This is a genomic window from Flavobacterium sp. W21_SRS_FM6 (genome assembly GCF_052119645.1).
Lineage (GTDB): Bacteria > Pseudomonadota > Gammaproteobacteria > Enterobacterales > Alteromonadaceae > Paraglaciecola.
This window is the reverse complement of the sequence record NZ_JBGQOM010000006.1, coordinates 73,933-91,593: the sequence shown is the minus strand read 5'-3', so window position 1 is coordinate 91,593 and position 17,661 is coordinate 73,933. Positions and strand designations below refer to the sequence as shown.

General features: G+C 41.9%; 13 protein-coding genes, 1 tRNA gene and 1 pseudogene. 6 read left to right on the top strand and 9 right to left on the bottom strand.

Translation table 11 applies throughout. The features are described from left to right. Positions 1-22 precede the first annotated feature (22 nt). From ACEN2L_RS11675 to ACEN2L_RS11665, 3 genes are all read right to left on the bottom strand, one after another. Positions 23-4,636 carry an EAL domain-containing protein gene (locus ACEN2L_RS11675; RefSeq protein ID WP_441743904.1) on the bottom strand — a complete coding sequence of 1,538 codons (4,614 nt, stop codon included), beginning with the start codon at positions 4,634-4,636 and terminating at the stop codon, positions 23-25. A gap of 149 nt (positions 4,637-4,785) precedes the next feature. Then, positions 4,786-5,415: a uracil phosphoribosyltransferase gene (upp, locus tag ACEN2L_RS11670; RefSeq protein ID WP_306023770.1), complete on the bottom strand. Its 630-nt coding sequence runs from the start codon at positions 5,413-5,415 to the stop codon at positions 4,786-4,788. Between the two features lie 18 nt (positions 5,416-5,433). Continuing rightward, positions 5,434-6,030: an ACP phosphodiesterase gene (locus ACEN2L_RS11665; protein ID WP_441743902.1), complete on the bottom strand. Its 597-nt coding sequence runs from the start codon at positions 6,028-6,030 to the stop codon at positions 5,434-5,436. A 166-nt stretch (positions 6,031-6,196) separates the two neighbouring features. On the opposite strand from ACEN2L_RS11665, the gene aroQ reads away from it, so the two are divergent. The 4 genes from aroQ (at position 6,197) to prmA (ending at position 9,539) form a co-directional block, all read left to right on the top strand. Continuing rightward, complete coding sequence (aroQ, locus tag ACEN2L_RS11660) at positions 6,197-6,634, top strand: type II 3-dehydroquinate dehydratase (protein ID WP_441743900.1); 438 nt, start codon at positions 6,197-6,199, stop codon at positions 6,632-6,634. Positions 6,635-6,683: 49 nt separating this feature from the next. Further along, complete coding sequence (gene accB, locus ACEN2L_RS11655) at positions 6,684-7,142, top strand: acetyl-CoA carboxylase biotin carboxyl carrier protein (protein WP_441743898.1); 459 nt, start codon at positions 6,684-6,686, stop codon at positions 7,140-7,142. Between the two features lie 12 nt (positions 7,143-7,154). After that, on the top strand, positions 7,155-8,504 hold the full coding sequence (gene accC / locus ACEN2L_RS11650) for an acetyl-CoA carboxylase biotin carboxylase subunit (protein WP_306023766.1): 1,350 nt from the start codon (positions 7,155-7,157) through the stop codon (positions 8,502-8,504). A 156-nt stretch (positions 8,505-8,660) separates the two neighbouring features. Continuing rightward, the gene (prmA, locus tag ACEN2L_RS11645) at positions 8,661-9,539 is read left to right on the top strand and encodes a 50S ribosomal protein L11 methyltransferase (protein ID WP_441743896.1); all 879 of its coding nucleotides are present in this window, start codon (positions 8,661-8,663) and stop codon (positions 9,537-9,539) included. Between the two features lie 187 nt (positions 9,540-9,726). Here prmA and ACEN2L_RS11640 read toward each other — a convergent pair. From ACEN2L_RS11640 to trxA, 5 genes and pseudogenes are all read right to left on the bottom strand, one after another. Continuing rightward, a tRNA-Thr gene (locus ACEN2L_RS11640) sits at positions 9,727-9,802 on the bottom strand. A 163-nt stretch (positions 9,803-9,965) separates the two neighbouring features. Then, positions 9,966-11,105 carry a 5-(carboxyamino)imidazole ribonucleotide synthase gene (locus ACEN2L_RS11635; RefSeq protein ID WP_441743894.1) on the bottom strand — a complete coding sequence of 380 codons (1,140 nt, stop codon included), beginning with the start codon at positions 11,103-11,105 and terminating at the stop codon, positions 9,966-9,968. 15 nt (positions 11,106-11,120) lie between these two features. Further along, the gene (gene purE / locus ACEN2L_RS11630) at positions 11,121-11,615 is read right to left on the bottom strand and encodes a 5-(carboxyamino)imidazole ribonucleotide mutase (protein WP_306021097.1); all 495 of its coding nucleotides are present in this window, start codon (positions 11,613-11,615) and stop codon (positions 11,121-11,123) included. Positions 11,616-11,844: 229 nt separating this feature from the next. Next, positions 11,845-13,119, bottom strand: a pseudogene (rho, locus tag ACEN2L_RS11625) (transcription termination factor Rho); the annotation flags it as partial. Between the two features lie 309 nt (positions 13,120-13,428). Continuing rightward, positions 13,429-13,755 carry a thioredoxin TrxA gene (gene trxA / locus ACEN2L_RS11620; protein ID WP_306021099.1) on the bottom strand — a complete coding sequence of 109 codons (327 nt, stop codon included), beginning with the start codon at positions 13,753-13,755 and terminating at the stop codon, positions 13,429-13,431. Positions 13,756-13,856: 101 nt separating this feature from the next. Between trxA and rhlB the strand changes: the two genes are divergently transcribed. Further along, positions 13,857-15,122 carry an ATP-dependent RNA helicase RhlB gene (gene rhlB / locus ACEN2L_RS11615; protein ID WP_441743893.1) on the top strand — a complete coding sequence of 422 codons (1,266 nt, stop codon included), beginning with the start codon at positions 13,857-13,859 and terminating at the stop codon, positions 15,120-15,122. After that, positions 15,119-16,639, top strand: coding sequence for a Ppx/GppA phosphatase family protein (locus tag ACEN2L_RS11610; RefSeq protein WP_441743891.1), 1,521 nt, complete (start codon positions 15,119-15,121; stop codon positions 16,637-16,639). The genes rhlB and ACEN2L_RS11610 overlap by 4 nt, the downstream gene beginning before the upstream one ends. Positions 16,640-16,646: 7 nt before the next feature. Here ACEN2L_RS11610 and ACEN2L_RS11605 read toward each other — a convergent pair whose 3' ends face one another. Continuing rightward, positions 16,647-17,543, bottom strand: coding sequence for a LysR family transcriptional regulator (locus ACEN2L_RS11605; RefSeq protein ID WP_441743889.1), 897 nt, complete (start codon positions 17,541-17,543; stop codon positions 16,647-16,649). Positions 17,544-17,661 lie beyond the last annotated feature (118 nt).

Below are 17,661 nucleotides of genomic sequence, written 5' to 3'. Positions count from 1 at the left end.
GGGTGTGCACTAGCTGGCGTGTCTACCACCGTTTTTCTAACACTTGTTCCAATTCTTCTGCAGGAACAGGTCTGGAGAAAAAATAACCCTGTAAGTTATAGCAGCCATGTTGTTTGAAAAAGTCTACTTGGTGTTGCTCTTCTATGCCCTCTGCTACGCAGGACATACTTAGCTGTTTTGCCATACTCAAGGTGGTTAAAATAATCGCTTCGTTATTTTTATTTTTGCCAATATCGTCAACAAAACTTTTATCCACCTTGATGACGTCGATAGGGAATTCTTTCAAGTATTTTAGTGAAGAGAAGCCCGTGCCAAAGTCGTCCAATGCAATCAAAAAGCCCTTTTGTTTTATTTGCATCATGTAATCGAGGGCTTTTTCGTAGTCTCTCATTAAGGCACTTTCCGTGATCTCAAAACGAATAGACGATATCGGGATCTCGTGCGCTTCCAATAGGAACATAATGCGGTCAATAGAAGACTGAGTTTCAAAATGCCGCGCTGACAAGTTAACCGATAAATAGCCGTCAAAGCCTTGGTTGTTTAATTTTTTCAACACCGGCATCGCGCGCTCAAAAGCATCTAAGGTCATGTACTCAATTAAGCCCAGTTCTTCGGAGATTGGAATAAACTTGTCTGGTGGCACCATGCCGTTGCGAGTCGGCCAGCGCATTAAGATCTCAAAACCTTCAACCCGACCGGAGTCAACATTGACGATGGCCTGATAGTAATTTTGGAAACGCTTTTGTTTGTGTGCGGCTTTTAATTTATTTTCCAAAGCCATGCGTTCTTTAACAATGGCATCCATGCGTTCGGTAAAGAATTGAAAATTACTCCTTCCCTGTTCCTTGGCATGGTACATCGCAATATCAGCATTTTTGAGCAACTCTTCTGCAGTTGCTCCATCACCCGGATACATGGCAATACCGATACTCGATGACACACTCACGGTTTGGTTCATGATTACAATAGGTAGGTCTATTAATGCACTTATTTCTACCACTAAGGCACTGATCGCTTCAGCTGAGCTGACCTCTTCAATCATGATGACAAATTCATCACCACCTAAGCGCGCGACAGTGTCTTCTTTGCGTAATTTATTGATTAATCGGTCAGACACAATTTTCAGTAATTCATCGCCTGCTTTGTGGCCTAAGCTGTCGTTCACTTGCTTAAAGCGGTCTAAATCAATAAAAAATAAAGCCATGCTTTGGTGGTGTCGATTGGCGTGTTCTAAGCCGCGTTCAACACGATCAAGCAATAAAGCACGATTAGGTAAACCTGTTAATGAATCGAAGTTAGCCAAACGTCTGAGTTTTTCTTCGGCTTTTTTCTGTTCACTAATATCTGAAACAATCAGCAAATAGTATTCAATGCGACTGGCATCATGACTGCTTGCTATCGCATTAATATGAATTAGTACGTCGCAAACCGAGCCGTCTAAAAAGACAATTTTGTCTTCACCTTTCCAGTATTTGTTTGCTTTTAAATGTTGCAGTTTATCCCAAAACTTAATTGACTCAGGTGATTGAACATCACGAATTTTTGCCAAAGATGCCTGCAATGCATTATCACTCGGAATATTAAATACAGACTTAAAAGCGTCGTTGGCGGCGATAGGTAATTGCTGACTGTCGTATATCAATACCCAATCATGAGTATGTTTAAAGGCCTCAGCAAACAGTCTGGAATTTTCTTGGTTGGCTAGATTGTCTGTTACGTTAGTGTAGGTTCCAGTAACCACTAAGGGTAAACCCTGTGCATCTGACTGCACTATACTGCCCAAGTCTCGATACCAAATCCAACTTCCATCGGCGGCATGCATTCTAAATGTCACGTCGAGCTCTGAATCTGTCCCTCTAAAAAATCGTTGCCATTGGTTTTGATAATAGCCGCAGTCTATAGGGTGAATAAGAGCAAGGTGTTCTTGGAATTTTACTTTTTCAGACGCATTACCGTGCCCCAACTCATCCGTCAGTCTTGGAGTAAAAAATAACTGTTTGGTCACATCAAACTCCCAAATTCCACTATTACTGGCAGTCAGAGCAAGGGTAAGCTTATTTTTACTTTCAACCACTTCATTGTGGGCCGCGCGCAAAGCGAGATCATTTTTACGTTTGCGCCATGCAAGTAGCAATAAAAACGAACTTAGAACCACAACATAAGAGGCGATGGCCCACGGTGACAGCCAAGGTGCATAGCCAACATGAATAGTAATAAAAGCTTCTTCTCCTTTAACCCCTGTTCCAGAATCAAAAGCCACTACGGCAAAGGTATACTCACCAGGACGCAGTTTAGGAAACAAGACCTCTGGCACTCGCGTTTCGGTAAACGCAATTTCGCTGGCTCCTGAGAGACGATAACCGTAGCGAGTGCTCGTTTGATTTTCGTATTGCAGGGTCGAAAAATAGATTTTTAAGCCCACGTCCTCATGGTTTAGCTCAATATGCTGACCATTAAGACTGGTTTTTGGCATACTCAGTAATCGGGTAGATAATTCAACATTGGTAATGCGCACTTGATTTTGAATAGTATCTGAACTCGATTCTGTTAATTTTTTAGGAGCAAATATAGTTAGTCCTTTAGGCGAGCCATATACCATTTTGCCGTCAAGTAGGGTGGTATTAGTAAACTGATTAAATTCTAGATTTTTTAAGCCTTGTGCCACACCAAATTTCTGTAAGTACTGAGTCACAGGATTAAATTTCAAAATACCTGCATGAGAGCTCATCCAAATATTGCCTAACTCATCCAACTGCAAACCATAAATAGAATTTGTCGGTAACAAGTTGTCCTTGTCATAAAAAAACTTTTGTTCATGCGTTTTGTTATCTATACCCACTAAGCCATAGCCAGTATAGGCAATCCATACTATGCCATGCTCATCTAACACGGCGCTATCAGGGTATATATTTGCACGATGCTGCTTTGCCTTTAAACTGTGTAACAAAGTGAACTGGCTTGTTTGATTATCAAGTTCCCATAGCTGGCCAAGTAAACTCAACAAGGTCGTATTGGGCCTATCAGCTAACGGCGGCAAAAGCGCGTACGCTTGAGCAATATTGACTGCACTGGGTGTTTCTAATGGCCGTACTTCTCCAGTTTTGGGTTTATAGCGATAGAGACTGTTTACGGTGAAAAATAGGATGTCACCATCTGGTAGCAAACGCATACCATACACGCCCTCATTAAGTAACTTTTGATCCGTAGGATTCTTAACATTTAAGGGGATAGTACGCTTAGCTTTAGCATCAAAATGAACAATTGAAGCGCCAGCAAAAAGCCATAGGTTTTGCTCTTTGTCTTTAAAAATACGACTGATAGTTGCTGAAGAATATTGGGACTTTTCATTAGAGGTACTGAGAAAACTTTGTGATTCACCTTCATTCAGATTGTAAACATTAAGACCATTTCGAGTGCCTATCCATAACTCATCATTGTTGTCTGAATAAACACTTAAAACATTGTTATTACTAAGTATTTTGTTATCACGTCCCCCTCGAGCATTAAATACATTAGTAAATAAGGTCGTTTTAGGTGACCAATAAAGAGCGCCATCTGCTTCCGAACCAAGCCACAGATTTTGTTTTTTATCAATAAGAATATCCAGTAGTACATCCGAGGCCAGACTTTCACGACTGTCGGTGGGTAAAAACAAATGTTGTAACTGCGACGTTTGTTGGTTGTAGCTATATAATCCTTGATCGGTGGCGATATAAAAGAGTCCGTTTGACGCTTGTGCGAAACGCCAAATATTGCGATGCTCAATATGACGAGTCGAAAGTGGCAAAGCGCTCTTACCATGCACATAAGCCAGAGTCTCTGTTAAGGGTAAGCTATAGAGCCCCTCCACCGTGCCTATCCACAAACGGTGCTTGTCTGTGTATAAAAATTTACTGTTTAACTGATCTAAGCTAGGAGCGACTTGCTGCAGATAGTCAACATTGACCGCTTTGCCCGTTTCACTATCCACAGCTAATAATTTAGATGCTGTGGCTAAAAATAAGGTGGTATCTTGCAATAAAGCCCATCGAAAAATATCGTAAGCCTCAATATCTTTATCATTCATTTGATACACAGTCGTTAGAGACTGAGTTTGATAAGAATATTTGACCACCATTTGTTCCATCACAAACCAAATATCGCCCTGTTTATCTTCAAAAATTTGATAATTGACTTGCTGAAAATTGGGATCTGAAAGGCTCTGAAAATCGACCACTTTTTGGTTTTTACCGGTCTGTAAATTTAACTGAAAGACCCCCCTATCTTCAGAGCCTATCCATAGATTTCCCTTTGAATCTTGGAATAAACTGTTGATTGGCACATTAAGTAACTCGTTATTATTACCCGCAATTGACTCTACTCTATATCCATCGTAACGGTTTAGCCCGTCGTAAGTACCAATCCATAAAAAGCCATTTTGATCGATTAATAAGGTATTAACAGTGTCTTGAGATAAACCCTGCTCAGTAGATACCCGAAGAAATGTCGGTTCAGAAAGTAAAGGATTAGCCTGCGCAAAGGCACAAAAAACCAGACATAACAGTGCCACTAAAAAATTCGGGGCTGGACTTTTAATGTAACGAAGAAAACGAATCCGCTTTATGGATTGTAGATACCGCAGATGTTTTGCTGCCATCAATTCTAATAACTCTCGTTTTAGTTAATAACTCAACCTGTAATAGTAAAATCCACTAGGCTAAAAATGTCACGTATTCTAATCATTACAGCAACAGCCTTTGGCAATCATTCGCCTTGGTTTCCCGCCTCGCCTAACTCAACGTTAACCTAGCGAGTACCGAATAGTTTGTCACCCGCATCACCTAAGCCAGGCAGGATATAGCCTTGCTCATTTAACTTTAAATCAATGGCCGCGGTATAAATATCGACATCTGGATGTTTTTCTTGCACTGCCGCTATTCCCTCAGGCGCTGCCACAAGAAACAAACCCATAATGTCAGTACAGCCTTTTTGTTTTAACAAGTCAATTGTAGCAATCAGTGTGCCTCCAGTGGCTAACATTGGATCAACAATCAAGGCGGTGCGCTGGGCGATATCTTTGACGACTTTGTCAAAATAAGCGACCGGCTGTAAAGTTTCCTCGTCACGATATAAACCCACTACACTGATTTTAGCGTTAGGTATTAACTTCATCACACCATCTAACATGCCCAAACCAGCACGTAAAATTGGCACAACGGTTATTTTTTTTCCTTTTATTTTGCGCGTTTCAATTGTCTCATCATTCCACCCTTTAATACTTACTAGCTCTGTTTCTAGATTTCGGGTTGCTTCATAAGTAAGTAGATTGCCCACCTCACTGGCCAATTCGCGAAAATCTTTACTACTTATGCCCGCTTCTCGCATAAGACCAAGTTTATGTTGCACTAAGGGATGATTGATTTCTTTTATAGCCATGGTTAATACTCGTTTAAATTAAATAGAACGTAATTGCTGACTGTAGTGTACTCCATGAATAAGTAATTCTGGATAAAAAGCGGTGAAAGTCGTTTCAAATTCTGGCAAATTTGCTAGGAAAAAAACGTAGGCGGTATCAGCAAAAATTATCTTATTGTTTAGTCTTCGCTCAATACTTTTCATAGCACGCAAACAAGTATCAGCTTGCTGATATTCCAACAACCAGCGGTCAGTCACTAAGCTATGAGACAAGCGCTTAAAGTGATGGGTATCAATCCCATCGAAGACGCTCAGTTGATGATAAAAACGCGTTAACACCTGTTCTTTTGTTTGCAAGGTTAAACCGTCCCATTGCTGCATCAAGAGATAGTCAAAGGTGATATCAATGATAATCCCCGCGACTCGGCGCAGTTCGCTAGGGAACATTTTACGCAAATTTTTGACTAACTCATGGTTATCGGTGAATGAATCGACCTTACGGTGGAGTTGCACACCAATAGCGAGCTCTCTAGGCAAATGAATCAAAGACGAGCCTTTAACAAAATCGCCAAGGAAATTACCAAGCAAACTGGTTTGCGTATGATTGGCGATATGTATGTGTGCTATATAATTCAAAATGTACTCTATTTGACGATAAAAAATTAAAACTTTGCGGTAAACTTCGCTGATAAGACCAGTATTTTGCTGCTATATTCTAAATGCTCCCTATAATAGCTGCTCTTTGAACGTTCAAGCAGCTATTTTGATTACAAAATAGGATATCTAATTAAGTGACAACAGCGTGAAAGTATTACTCATAAACGGACCCAATCTAAATATGCTCGGGAAGCGAGAGCCTCATATTTACGGTGCAGAGAGCTTAGATGAAATTGTCCTTAGGCTAAAGCATCGAGCAACTGAGCTTAGTATTGAACTTGAGCATGTCCAGTCAAATGCTGAACATGAACTTATCAATGCTATTCATGCTGCGTTTAACAAGGTTGATTATATATTAATTAATCCTGGCGCCTTCACGCATAGCAGTATTGCATTACGAGATGCCTTGTTGAGTGTCAATATCCCTTTTAGCGAAATACACCTTTCTAATGTTCACGCTCGCGAATCGTTCAGACACCATTCTTATTTAAGTGACGTTGCCCAAGGGGTCATGTGTGGTTTTGGCACTCAAGGCTACGAATTTGGCTTATTAGCAGCGCAGCAGTACCTTAAGAACAAATAACGATCTACCAAGACCAAATACAAATACAAATTGAACAGAGAGAATTATCATGGATATACGTAAAATTAAAAAATTGATAGAACTGGTTGAAGAATCAGGCATATCTGAACTAGAAATCACTGAAGGTGAAGAGTCAGTAAGAATTCATCGCGGACAGTCTGCTGGCGTTCAGTACGCACCTGTGCAGTATGCACCACAGCCCCAATATTCTGCCGCACCTGCTCCAGCCGCCCCTGCTGCACCAGCTGAAACCGCAGCAGCGGCAGCACCCTCTGGCCATATATTACGCTCTCCTATGGTAGGAACGTTTTACCGTTCATCATCACCAGGCGTTAAAGCATTTGTTGAAGTGGGCCAGAAAGTAAACGTGGGTGATACGCTATGTATTATCGAAGCCATGAAAATGATGAATCAAATCGAATCAGATAAAGCTGGTGTGATTAAACAGATTTTAGTGGATAACCAAGACCCGGTTGAATTTGATCAACCCATGTTTGTGATTGAATAAAGGCAGATTAGCATGCTTAAAAAAGTTCTTATTGCCAACCGTGGAGAAATTGCCTTGCGCATTCTTCGCGCTTGCAAAGAGTTAGGCATAAAAACAGTTGCTGTGCATTCAACCGCGGATGAATCGCTCAAGCACGTACTGTTAGCCGACGAAACGATTTGTATCGGTAAAGCTTCGGCCACCGAAAGTTACTTAAATATTCCCCGCATTATTGCCGCTGCTGAAATCACTGACGCAGATGCCATTCACCCTGGTTACGGCTTTTTGGCTGAAAATGCAGCATTTGCTGACGCAGTAGAAAAAAGTGGCTTTATTTTTATTGGTCCTAAAGCCGATACCATTAACCTTATGGGCGATAAAGTATCTGCAATCAAATCAATGAAAGCGGCAGGCGTACCTTGCGTTCCGGGCTCTGATGGCCCACTAGGCAGTGACGAAGCCGTCAACAAAGCAACTGCAGCGCGTATTGGTTACCCCATTATCGTTAAGGCAGCTGGCGGTGGCGGTGGTCGAGGTATGCGTGTTGTACGCAGCGAGTCTGAGCTGATTAGCGCAATAGCAACCACGCAAGCTGAAGCTGGCGCAGCCTTTGGCAATGACATTGTCTACATGGAAAAGTTTTTAGAAAACCCACGCCACGTAGAAATACAAATATTGGCTGATGGCCAAGGTGGCGCTATCCATTTAGGTGAGCGCGATTGCTCTATGCAACGTCGTCATCAAAAAGTGGTAGAAGAGGCGCCAGCGCCTGGCATTACCCCTGAAATGCGAGCAAAAATTGGCGCAAGATGTTGCCAAGCTTGTGTTGAAATTGGTTATCGTGGCGCGGGTACCTTTGAGTTTTTATTCGAAAATGGTGAGTTCTATTTTATTGAAATGAATACACGTATTCAGGTTGAACACCCTGTTTCTGAAATGATAACCGGCATTGATTTAATTAAAGAACAATTAAGTATTGCTGCTGGAAATAAACTGTCAATTGATCAGTCACAGGTTCAGATCCGCGGCCATGCTATTGAATGTCGTATTAACGCTGAAGATCCAGAAACCTTTATACCAAGTCCTGGCAAAATTAACCAATTCCACTCACCTGGTGGTTTAGGCGTACGTTGGGATTCGCATATTTATGCGGATTACAAAGTCCCTCCCTATTATGATTCGATGATAGGTAAGCTGATCACCTACGGTGAAACTCGTGAAGTGGCAATTGCTCGAATGCGACATGCTCTTGATGAATTAATCATCACTGGCATAAAAACCAACATCCCACTGCAGAAAAAAATAATGGCTGATGAAGCCTTCGCCAAAGGTGGCGCTAACATCCATTATCTTGAGAAAAAACTCGGTATGGGTGGTCACTAAATAAAATGAGGATTATGGTGTTGACGCACCATAATCCTATTTTACCTAGCGTTTTTGCCTATCCCCCTAACTCAATTCAGTATTTCCCTTTCTTTAAAACCATTTTTAAATTTGACCTGATATAATACGCCCTTTGCCAGTCAGTGAAATTTTGCCATGCCATGGATCCAGTTAAAAATTAGTAGTCCAGCTAAATACGCCGAACAAGTAGGCGATATGCTCAGCGCCAATGGTTCTCAAGCCGTTAGTTTCTTTGATGCTAAAGACACGCCTATGTACGAACCTAAACCTGGCGAAGTCATGTTATGGCCTGATACTGAGGTGGTAGGTTTATATGACGCTAATTACGATATGGCGGCCCTTATAACACGCCTAGAAAAATCAAAAATTTTAGGCAAAGGTTTTGCGCATAAAATCGAACAGTTAGAAGACAAAGACTGGGAACGTGAGTGGATGTTGAATTTTCATCCTATGCAATTTGGCACCCGCTTATGGATTTGCCCAAGCTGGCGCGAAGTACCCGATCCAAACGCAGTTAATGTGATGTTAGATCCTGGTTTAGCTTTTGGCACAGGCACACACCCAACTACCGCATTATGTTTAACGTGGTTAGACGGCTTAACGTTACACGATTCAACCGTGGTCGATTTTGGTTGTGGCTCCGGCATACTGGGCATCGCAGCCTTAAAATTAGGTGCCAAACGGGTGGTCGGAATCGACATCGACCCCCAAGCGATTCTGGCCAGTCAGGACAATGCCAACCGCAACAACGTAGGCGCTCAAATAGAACTCTATTTACCGGCTAACCAGCCAGAATTACAAGCCGACGTAGTACTCGCCAACATTCTCGCTGCGCCCATCCGTGAACTACGTCACATCATTAGTGGCTACTGCAAACCCGGTGGCAAGCTGGTGTTATCAGGCATCCTCGACAACCAAGCACAAGAAATTAACGACCTTTACAGCCAAGAATTCGATATGGAACCGATTGCGATACAAGGGGATTGGGCACGAGTGTCTGGGATAAAACGGTAAGTTTAAACGCTACGCTAAATCTATGCGCTGACGCTTACTTTTTGCTGCTGTTGGCAAAAAGTGAGGCGAGCCTCGGGACGAGGTTTGAAAAACGGCATAGATGCCATAAGCGCAGCGCATGCTGTGTCGCGAAGCGATAAGTTTGGTGCGCACAGCGCATATCTTGGTTTTTAAAAAGAGAGAGGAATGGTGCCGACTACCGGAATCGAACTGGTGACCTACTGATTACAAGTCAGTTGCTCTACCAACTGAGCTAAGTCGGCACAAGGTGTAACCCTTACTGGCGATATTAACGTATTAAATATCGCTTTGTGACGCTGCGTTAGGATGTTGGTAACTGCCAACGAAGGCGGTAGCCCTAAAGCGAGCGCCATTTTATTCATCACGCTGTGCTTGTCAAAACCTTTCCGAGTTTTCGCTCAATTTTTAAACACAAATCAGTCTGTTTGCTTCTTTTTCAAGCAACGGAAAGTGCTGGGCTGGCAGATAGGCTGTTAGACTCTGCAGTTTTTCACCTAAACCCGCATAACTATTAGCGCAAATGTTTAAATGTCCCATTTTACGTTTTGGTCTCACTGTTTTGTCATACCAGTGCAGGTGAGTACCAGCAACGCTTAATAGTTCTTTTGAGAAATCATTACAACCTACAATATTAATCATCGCTGTAGGGCTAGTTACTTCAGTTGAGCCTAAAGGCAGTCCGGCTATGGCACGAATATGATTTTCAAACTGGCAGGTATCGGCACCTTGCATAGTCCAATGGCCAGAGTTATGTACTCTGGGCGCTATTTCATTAACCAAGAGTTGCTCACCTAACTGAAAAAATTCAACGGCCAACACACCAACATAATCCAGTTCTTCGGCTAGCTTGTTAAAAATTGTTTTAGCTTGCTCTGCTAGTTTTTCATCAACATAAGGCGCTGGAGCTACAGAGACACTGAGCTGGCCTTGATGATGCAAATTTTCTGCTAGTGGATAATAGGCTACTTTACCTTTTCCATCGCGAACACCAACAAGTGAAAGTTCACGTTCAAAGTGCAGCATTTTTTCTATCACTAAAGGCACTTTTACCAGATCTAGCGAGGACAACTGCGCTTTTAGCGCGGGTAATTCGCTGGTAGCACTTAAGCGCCATTGCCCATAACCATCATAGCCATCGCGACTGGCTTTGATTATCAATTTTTCGCCTAAGAGTTCAACCGCTGCATCTAGTTGCTCAACATGAGTAATAACTTGATATGGACAATTGGCGATATCGAGGCCTGATAATAAGCGTTTTTCTTTAACTCTGTCTGCACCTGCCATAATGGCTTCTATGCTCGGTTTGAGCTTGCCGCTAGCATTCACTTTTTCAAGTAAATCTTGCGGAATATGTTCAAACTCAACCGAAATGGCCACAGCAGAATCTATTGCTTGTGTTAAAGTTTGCTCACTGACTATTTTGCTAATAGGGTCAACAACTTCAAGGGTATTAACATCTACAGCTCTTACTTGTAATCCTAAAGGAAAACTCGCTAACGCCATCATTCTGGCAAGTTGCCCAGAACCTAAAATTAATATACTCATTTCAAAAGCACCACGTTATTGTTGGGGTAGCGTTAATTCTTCGATAGCGAGCACTTTGGCAGTTTGTTCAGCTCTAAATTTGATAATGGCTTGTTGCACGTCTTTATCGTGTAAGGCTACAACTTGTGCTGCCAGCAAACCTGCATTCGCAGCCCCAGCCTCGCCAATGGCTAACGTACCCACCGCCACGCCTTTAGGCATTTGAACAATAGATAATAACGAGTCAATACCATTAAGTTGGCTAGAACGCACCGGAACACCAAAAACCGGTAAATGAGTATGCGCAGCAATCATGCCCGGCAAATGTGCGGCACCGCCTGCCCCACCAATAATGACCTGGAAACCCTGCTCTGCTGCTTGCTCTGCAAACTCAGTAAGAAGGTTAGGTGTGCGGTGCGCTGATACGACTTTGGCGACATAGCTAACACCTAGATTATCTAACATAATCGCCGCTTGTTGCATGGTTGGCCAATCTGAATTAGAGCCCATCACTATTGCCACTTTTGGCATATTCTTCTCACTTACGTTGAAAGTTTAGCCCGCAAATTGAAGCGTTAGCTGACTAAGTAAAATTTAGGGACGCAGATTGTAGCCTAAGTCGACCGTGTGCTTAAAGCTTAAAGTCCGCATCAGCTTGATTTTTAAGCAAACACGTAAAAGGCTACAGCCTCAAAAAGCAAAAATCCGCTGAAAATTTAATTTCAGCGGATTTTAAAATCAGTTAACTGATGTTTGACTACTAGCTTTTTTGACGGCGCATAGCGGCAAAAAATTCATCATTGGTTTTTGTCATCGATAATTTATCGATAAGAAATTCCATCGCATCAATTTCAGACATTTCATGCACAATTTTACGCAAGATCCACATTTTCTGTAGCTCATCTTGGGTAGTCAAAAGCTCTTCACGTCTTGTACCAGAACGGTTGTAATCAATTGCAGGAAACACTCGTTTCTCCGCAATTTTGCGGTTCAAGTGTAATTCCATATTACCGGTACCTTTAAATTCTTCGTAGATAACTTCATCCATCTTAGAACCGGTATCAATCAAAGCAGTGGCAATAATAGTTAAACTACCGCCTTCTTCAATATTACGTGCCGCACCGAAGAAACGCTTAGGTTTGTGCAACGCATTAGCGTCAACACCACCGGTTAGTACCTTACCTGAAGAAGGAATAACCGTGTTATAAGCACGGGCTAAACGGGTAATTGAATCTAATAAAATAACCACATCTTTCTTATGCTCAACTAAGCGCTTGGCTTTTTCGATAACCATTTCAGCAACTTGCACGTGGCGACTGGCTGGCTCATCAAAGGTTGAAGCAATCACTTCGCCGCGCACGAGGCGTTGCATTTCAGTGACTTCTTCAGGGCGCTCATCAATCAGCAATACCATCAACACACATTCAGGATGGTTTGCAGCAATAGATTGAGCAATATTTTGCAGCAATAATGTTTTACCGGCTTTGGGCGGTGCCACTATTAAGCCACGCTGACCACGGCCAATGGGTGAGGCAAGATCTAATACACGAGCGGTAATATCTTCACTACTGCCATTTCCACGTTGCATCGTTAGACGTTCATTGGCATGTAAAGGGGTAAGGTTTTCAAAAAGAATTTTATTACGAGAGCTTTCAGGACGGTCAAAGTTAACTTCACTGATTTTAAGCAGCGCGAAGTAACGTTCACTGTCTTTTGGCGGTCGTATTTTTCCAGAAATGGTGTCCCCGGTACGCAGGTTAAAGCGTCTAATTTGACTTGGGGATACATAAATATCATCTGGGCCGGCCAAATATGATGCATCATTGGAACGCAAGAAACCAAATCCGTCTTGCAGTATTTCTAATACGCCGTCACCAAAAATATCTTCACCGCTTTTGGCATGAGATTTTAAAATTGAAAAAATGATATCTTGTTTACGAGCTCGTGCCATATTTTCCAACTTCATTTCGTCGGCTAAGGCTACAAGTTCACTGATCGGTTTTTTTTTGAGTTCCGTTAGGTTCATATTGGTGGGTCTTTATGCTTGAAGATTGCCTGTTGGCAACTTTGGTTGAATAATTCAAGGGTATTTACTAATTCATATTTCTGATTTGAGCAAAAACTGGCTGTTCATGGACGAACGTTTAAAAGTTATCACCAAAAAACAGCAACGTCTAGCTAAAATATGCGCCTTGTCTTGCCTTGTGTCAAATAAACTGTTCAAAATTTAAAACATCTTGAGTTGTGCAAGATTAAATAGCAGAATCAAGCGGCACATTATTGCAGATACATTCGAATAAAAAAGCCTAGCATAGCTAGGCTCTGTAATTTGGCTTTAACGAGATTAAATATTGCTATTTATAAACTCTACTAATTGCGACTTAGATAACGCACCCACTTTTGTAGCGGCGACATTCCCACCTTTGAACAATAAAAGAGTTGGAATACCTCTAATACCAAACTTTGGTGGTGTTTCGTTATTTTCATCGACATTAAGCTTGCCAACTGTTACTTTGCCTTCGAATTCGTCAGCAACTTCATGCAATATTGGCGCAATCATTTTACACGGACCACACCATTCCGCCCAGAAGTCAACCAACACAGGACCAGCAGCATTGATAACATCGGCCTCGAAACTATCGTCAGTCAACTGGATAATTTTGTCGCTCATTCTTTTCTCCGTAATTTTTTCTCTCGCTGACTTTATTCAGCGCGGTCATGATTGTTATATAGAAACTGGTTTTTAATGCAAGCACAGATAAGCTATAAGCTATGCAAACAACACATTTAACCGAAACAAATTTTTCAGACTTGCCGATTAACGAGCAAGTCGTCAAGGCGCTAAGTGCAGCGAATTTTAATCATTGCACGCCTATTCAAGCATTAAGTTTACCACCTTTATTAGCTGGCCACGATATCGCAGGCCAAGCCCAAACGGGTACAGGTAAAACCATTGCTTTTCTAGTGGCAACATTTCACTACTTACTGGCAAATCCGCAGCCAAATAAAAAACAACCGCGGGCCATTATTATGGCACCAACTCGTGAGCTAGCAGTGCAAATTTTTAATGACGCTGAATTGCTTAGCAAACACACGGGCTTATCCCTTGGACTCATTTATGGGGGCGAAGGTTATGAAAGTCAACGTGATAGTTTGCAACGAGGTGTAGATATTATTATCGGCACTACGGGTCGTATCATTGACTACTATAAACAAAATATATTCTCCCTTGAGGGTATACAAGTAGCTGTACTTGATGAAGCTGACCGCATGTTTGATTTAGGCTTTATTAAAGACATACGCTTTTTGTTTAACCGTATGCCTAAAGCCACTGAACGCTTAAGCATGTTATTTTCCGCCACGCTATCGTATCGCGTGCAAGAACTTGCATATGAGCACATGAATAATCCAACTCATGTACAAATTGAGCCTGAGCGTAAAACCGCTGAACGCGTACAGGAAGAGTTATTTTATCCTTCTGACGAAGACAAGATGCCTTTGTTGCTTAGTTTGATGGAAGAAGAATGGCCTGATAAAGCGATTGTTTTTGCTAACACCAAACATAGTTGCGAAAAAGTAGCCGATTGGCTACAAGCTGATGGCCATCGTGTGGGTTTGTTAAGTGGGGATGTACCGCAAAATAAACGCCTGAAGATTTTGGAAAACTTCACCTCTGGTGTATTAGACATATTAGTTGCTACTGACGTTGCAGCTCGTGGACTGCATATTCCTATGGTAAGTCATGTATTTAATTATGATTTACCTGACGATGCTGAAGATTATGTGCACCGCATTGGCCGTACAGGTCGAGCTGGACAAAGTGGCAAATCTATCAGTTTTGCCTGTGAGAAATATGCCTTAAATTTGCCGGCCATTGAAACCTATGTGGAACATTCAATTCCAGTAACAGAATATGATCCTACAAGTTTAATCCGGGATGTTACGCCGCCAGCGCCTCGCTTTAAAAAGCGTATGCAAAGCGGACGAAATCACCCCAATAAACGACCATCAGGACCAAGACCACAGCGAAATAGATGAACAACAGAAACGAAATAGTCAGCCCATTTAATCAACCAGAGCAACTTTATGCCGCGGTTGATTTAGGGTCTAACAGCTTTCATATGGTTATCGTCAGAGTCGCTGCTGGCAGTGTTTCTATTATTGGTAAAATTAAACAAAAAGTCAGATTAGCTGCTGGCCTTGATGAGAACATGAATCTCGATGAGGCAAGCCTTGAAAGAGGATGGCAGTGTTTAAGTACCTTTGCTGAACGATTACAGGATATTCCTTTAGCGAATATTAAAGTCGTTGGCACCGCAACCTTAAGACTCGCTGCTAATGTCCAGCAGTTTCTAGACAAAGCCGAAGACATACTGCAACACAAAATCGATATTATCTCAGGCGAAGAAGAAGCACGGCAAATTTATTTAGGCGTTGCTTATACTTCTGCTAACCAAGGTAATTCTTTGGTCATCGATATTGGTGGCGCTAGTACCGAAGTTATTGTTGGTAACGATATGACTCCTATCCATCTTACCAGTTTAAACATGGGCTGCGTAACTTTCAAAGAGCGTTATTTCGCTGATGGCATGGTGACCGACGAAGCCTTTACAGAGGCAATTCACAACGCTAAAGCATTACTTGCCCCTGTTAAAGATGATTTTATCAGTTTCGACTGGCAACAGTGTTTAGGGGCGTCAGGCACACCCCAAGCGATCACTGAAATCTTAATTACTCAAGGCATTAGCGATTCTATACGCTTAGATTATCTATATAACCTTAAACAGCAGTGTATTGATTGCGTTAACATTGACGCATTAGATATTGTTGGGCTGACCGAAGCGCGCAGGGCGATATTTCCCAGTGGCTTAGCCATTTTAATTGCCTTGTTTGAAGAACTTAATATTCAGAACATGCAGATTTCTGCTGGCGCACTGCGCGAAGGGTTAATTTATGGCATGTTGGATAATATGCAGCAGAATGACCGTAGGGCCGAAACCCTAGAGCAGATGATGAAGCAATTTCACATTGATGCAGAACACGCCCATCGTGTTAAAAATCTAGCTTTGCTGCTGTTTAAACAGGTGCAGCAGCAGTTAGATTTAAAGAAAGTGGATTGTGAAGCGTCATTAATTGCGGCAAGTATGTTGAATGAATTGGGTTTGCATATTGAATACAAGCAACACCATAAACACGGCGCTTATATTCTCTCTCATGTGCCAATGGTGGGCTATACCCAACAACTGCAAAATGGTATACGAGTATTAGTATTGAATCACCGGGGTGATATAAACCTGAATGATTTTCAGCCCTTTGCAAGTGAAGTACGTGAAAAACTTATTGTGCTTTTGCGCCTCAGTCGCTTGGCATGTTTATTATCAATTCGACGTAAAGATAAATTGTTACCCAAGATTAAACTGACCATTGAAGACAATGATTGGATTTTAACCTTTCCTGAAGGGTGGTTAAAAGCGCACCCACTGATTGATGCGGAACTGGCCAATGAAAAGTGGCAGCAGCATAAAGTCGGCTGGAAACTACTTTGTCAGTCATAACAGACCATTAAAATTGATTAAAGGTATAGGCCCTGAAACGCTCCCATAAAGTTTGTGCTACTGGTCCTAAGGTTTGATCTTTGTTTTTCATAATTTGATAATGCAGTTTTATTTCGTTTTGTATGTCTGTTAGTTGAAGTTTTACTAAACTGCCATTTTGTAAGCCTTGTTCAGCATAGTTGCCCGGTAATTTACCCCAGCCCATGCCGCTTTCTATCAACATCCGCTTAGTCGCATAATCATTTACATACCAACGGCGTTGACCTACTTGCACCCCAAAATCTCGATCCCGTGTACCGCTGCCAGAATCTTGCACCACTATCTGGTATTCATTAATCAATTCAGTACGGGTAGCTAGCTGGGGATGGCGCGCGACTAAACGGGGTGAAGCAACATTAACCAGCACACCAGAGTTAAGAAGATGACATTCGAAATGTCCTTGGTGAAATACGCCTCCTTCTGAGGGAGAAATACATAAAGTTGCCAGTTTTTTCTGCAATAAATCCAAAGCACCTGATAGGTATTCTTGCTTTAACACAATTTGAGTATTAGGAAATTGACTTTGCACACTCTCAAGTAAGGGCAATATGCCTTTTAAGTCGAAAGCGGCTTCAATGGCTATAGTAATACTGATTTCATTGCCCGCAGCAATATTGTTTGCCGCTTGTTTTAACGACGCCGCTTCATCAAGCAAACGTTGTGCATGTTGATACACCGCTTTTCCCGCTTGAGTTAAAGTTAAACGATATGCTGCACGACTAAATAATTGCACATTTAAGATTGATTCTAATTGCCGAATTCCCTGACTGATAGCGGGCTGGGTTTTATGTAAGGCTTGACTGGCTTGGCTTAAAGAGCCGAAATCCGCTACCGCCTTAAACATCACTAACTGTTCAAGTTTCATTATCACCCCAACTCATAAATATTTAGTTTATAACTAATTAATAAATGTTCAATATTTTTTAAGTTATGACTTCATTACACTCTGTTGCAAGTATTCACACTTATCCATCAACACGTAA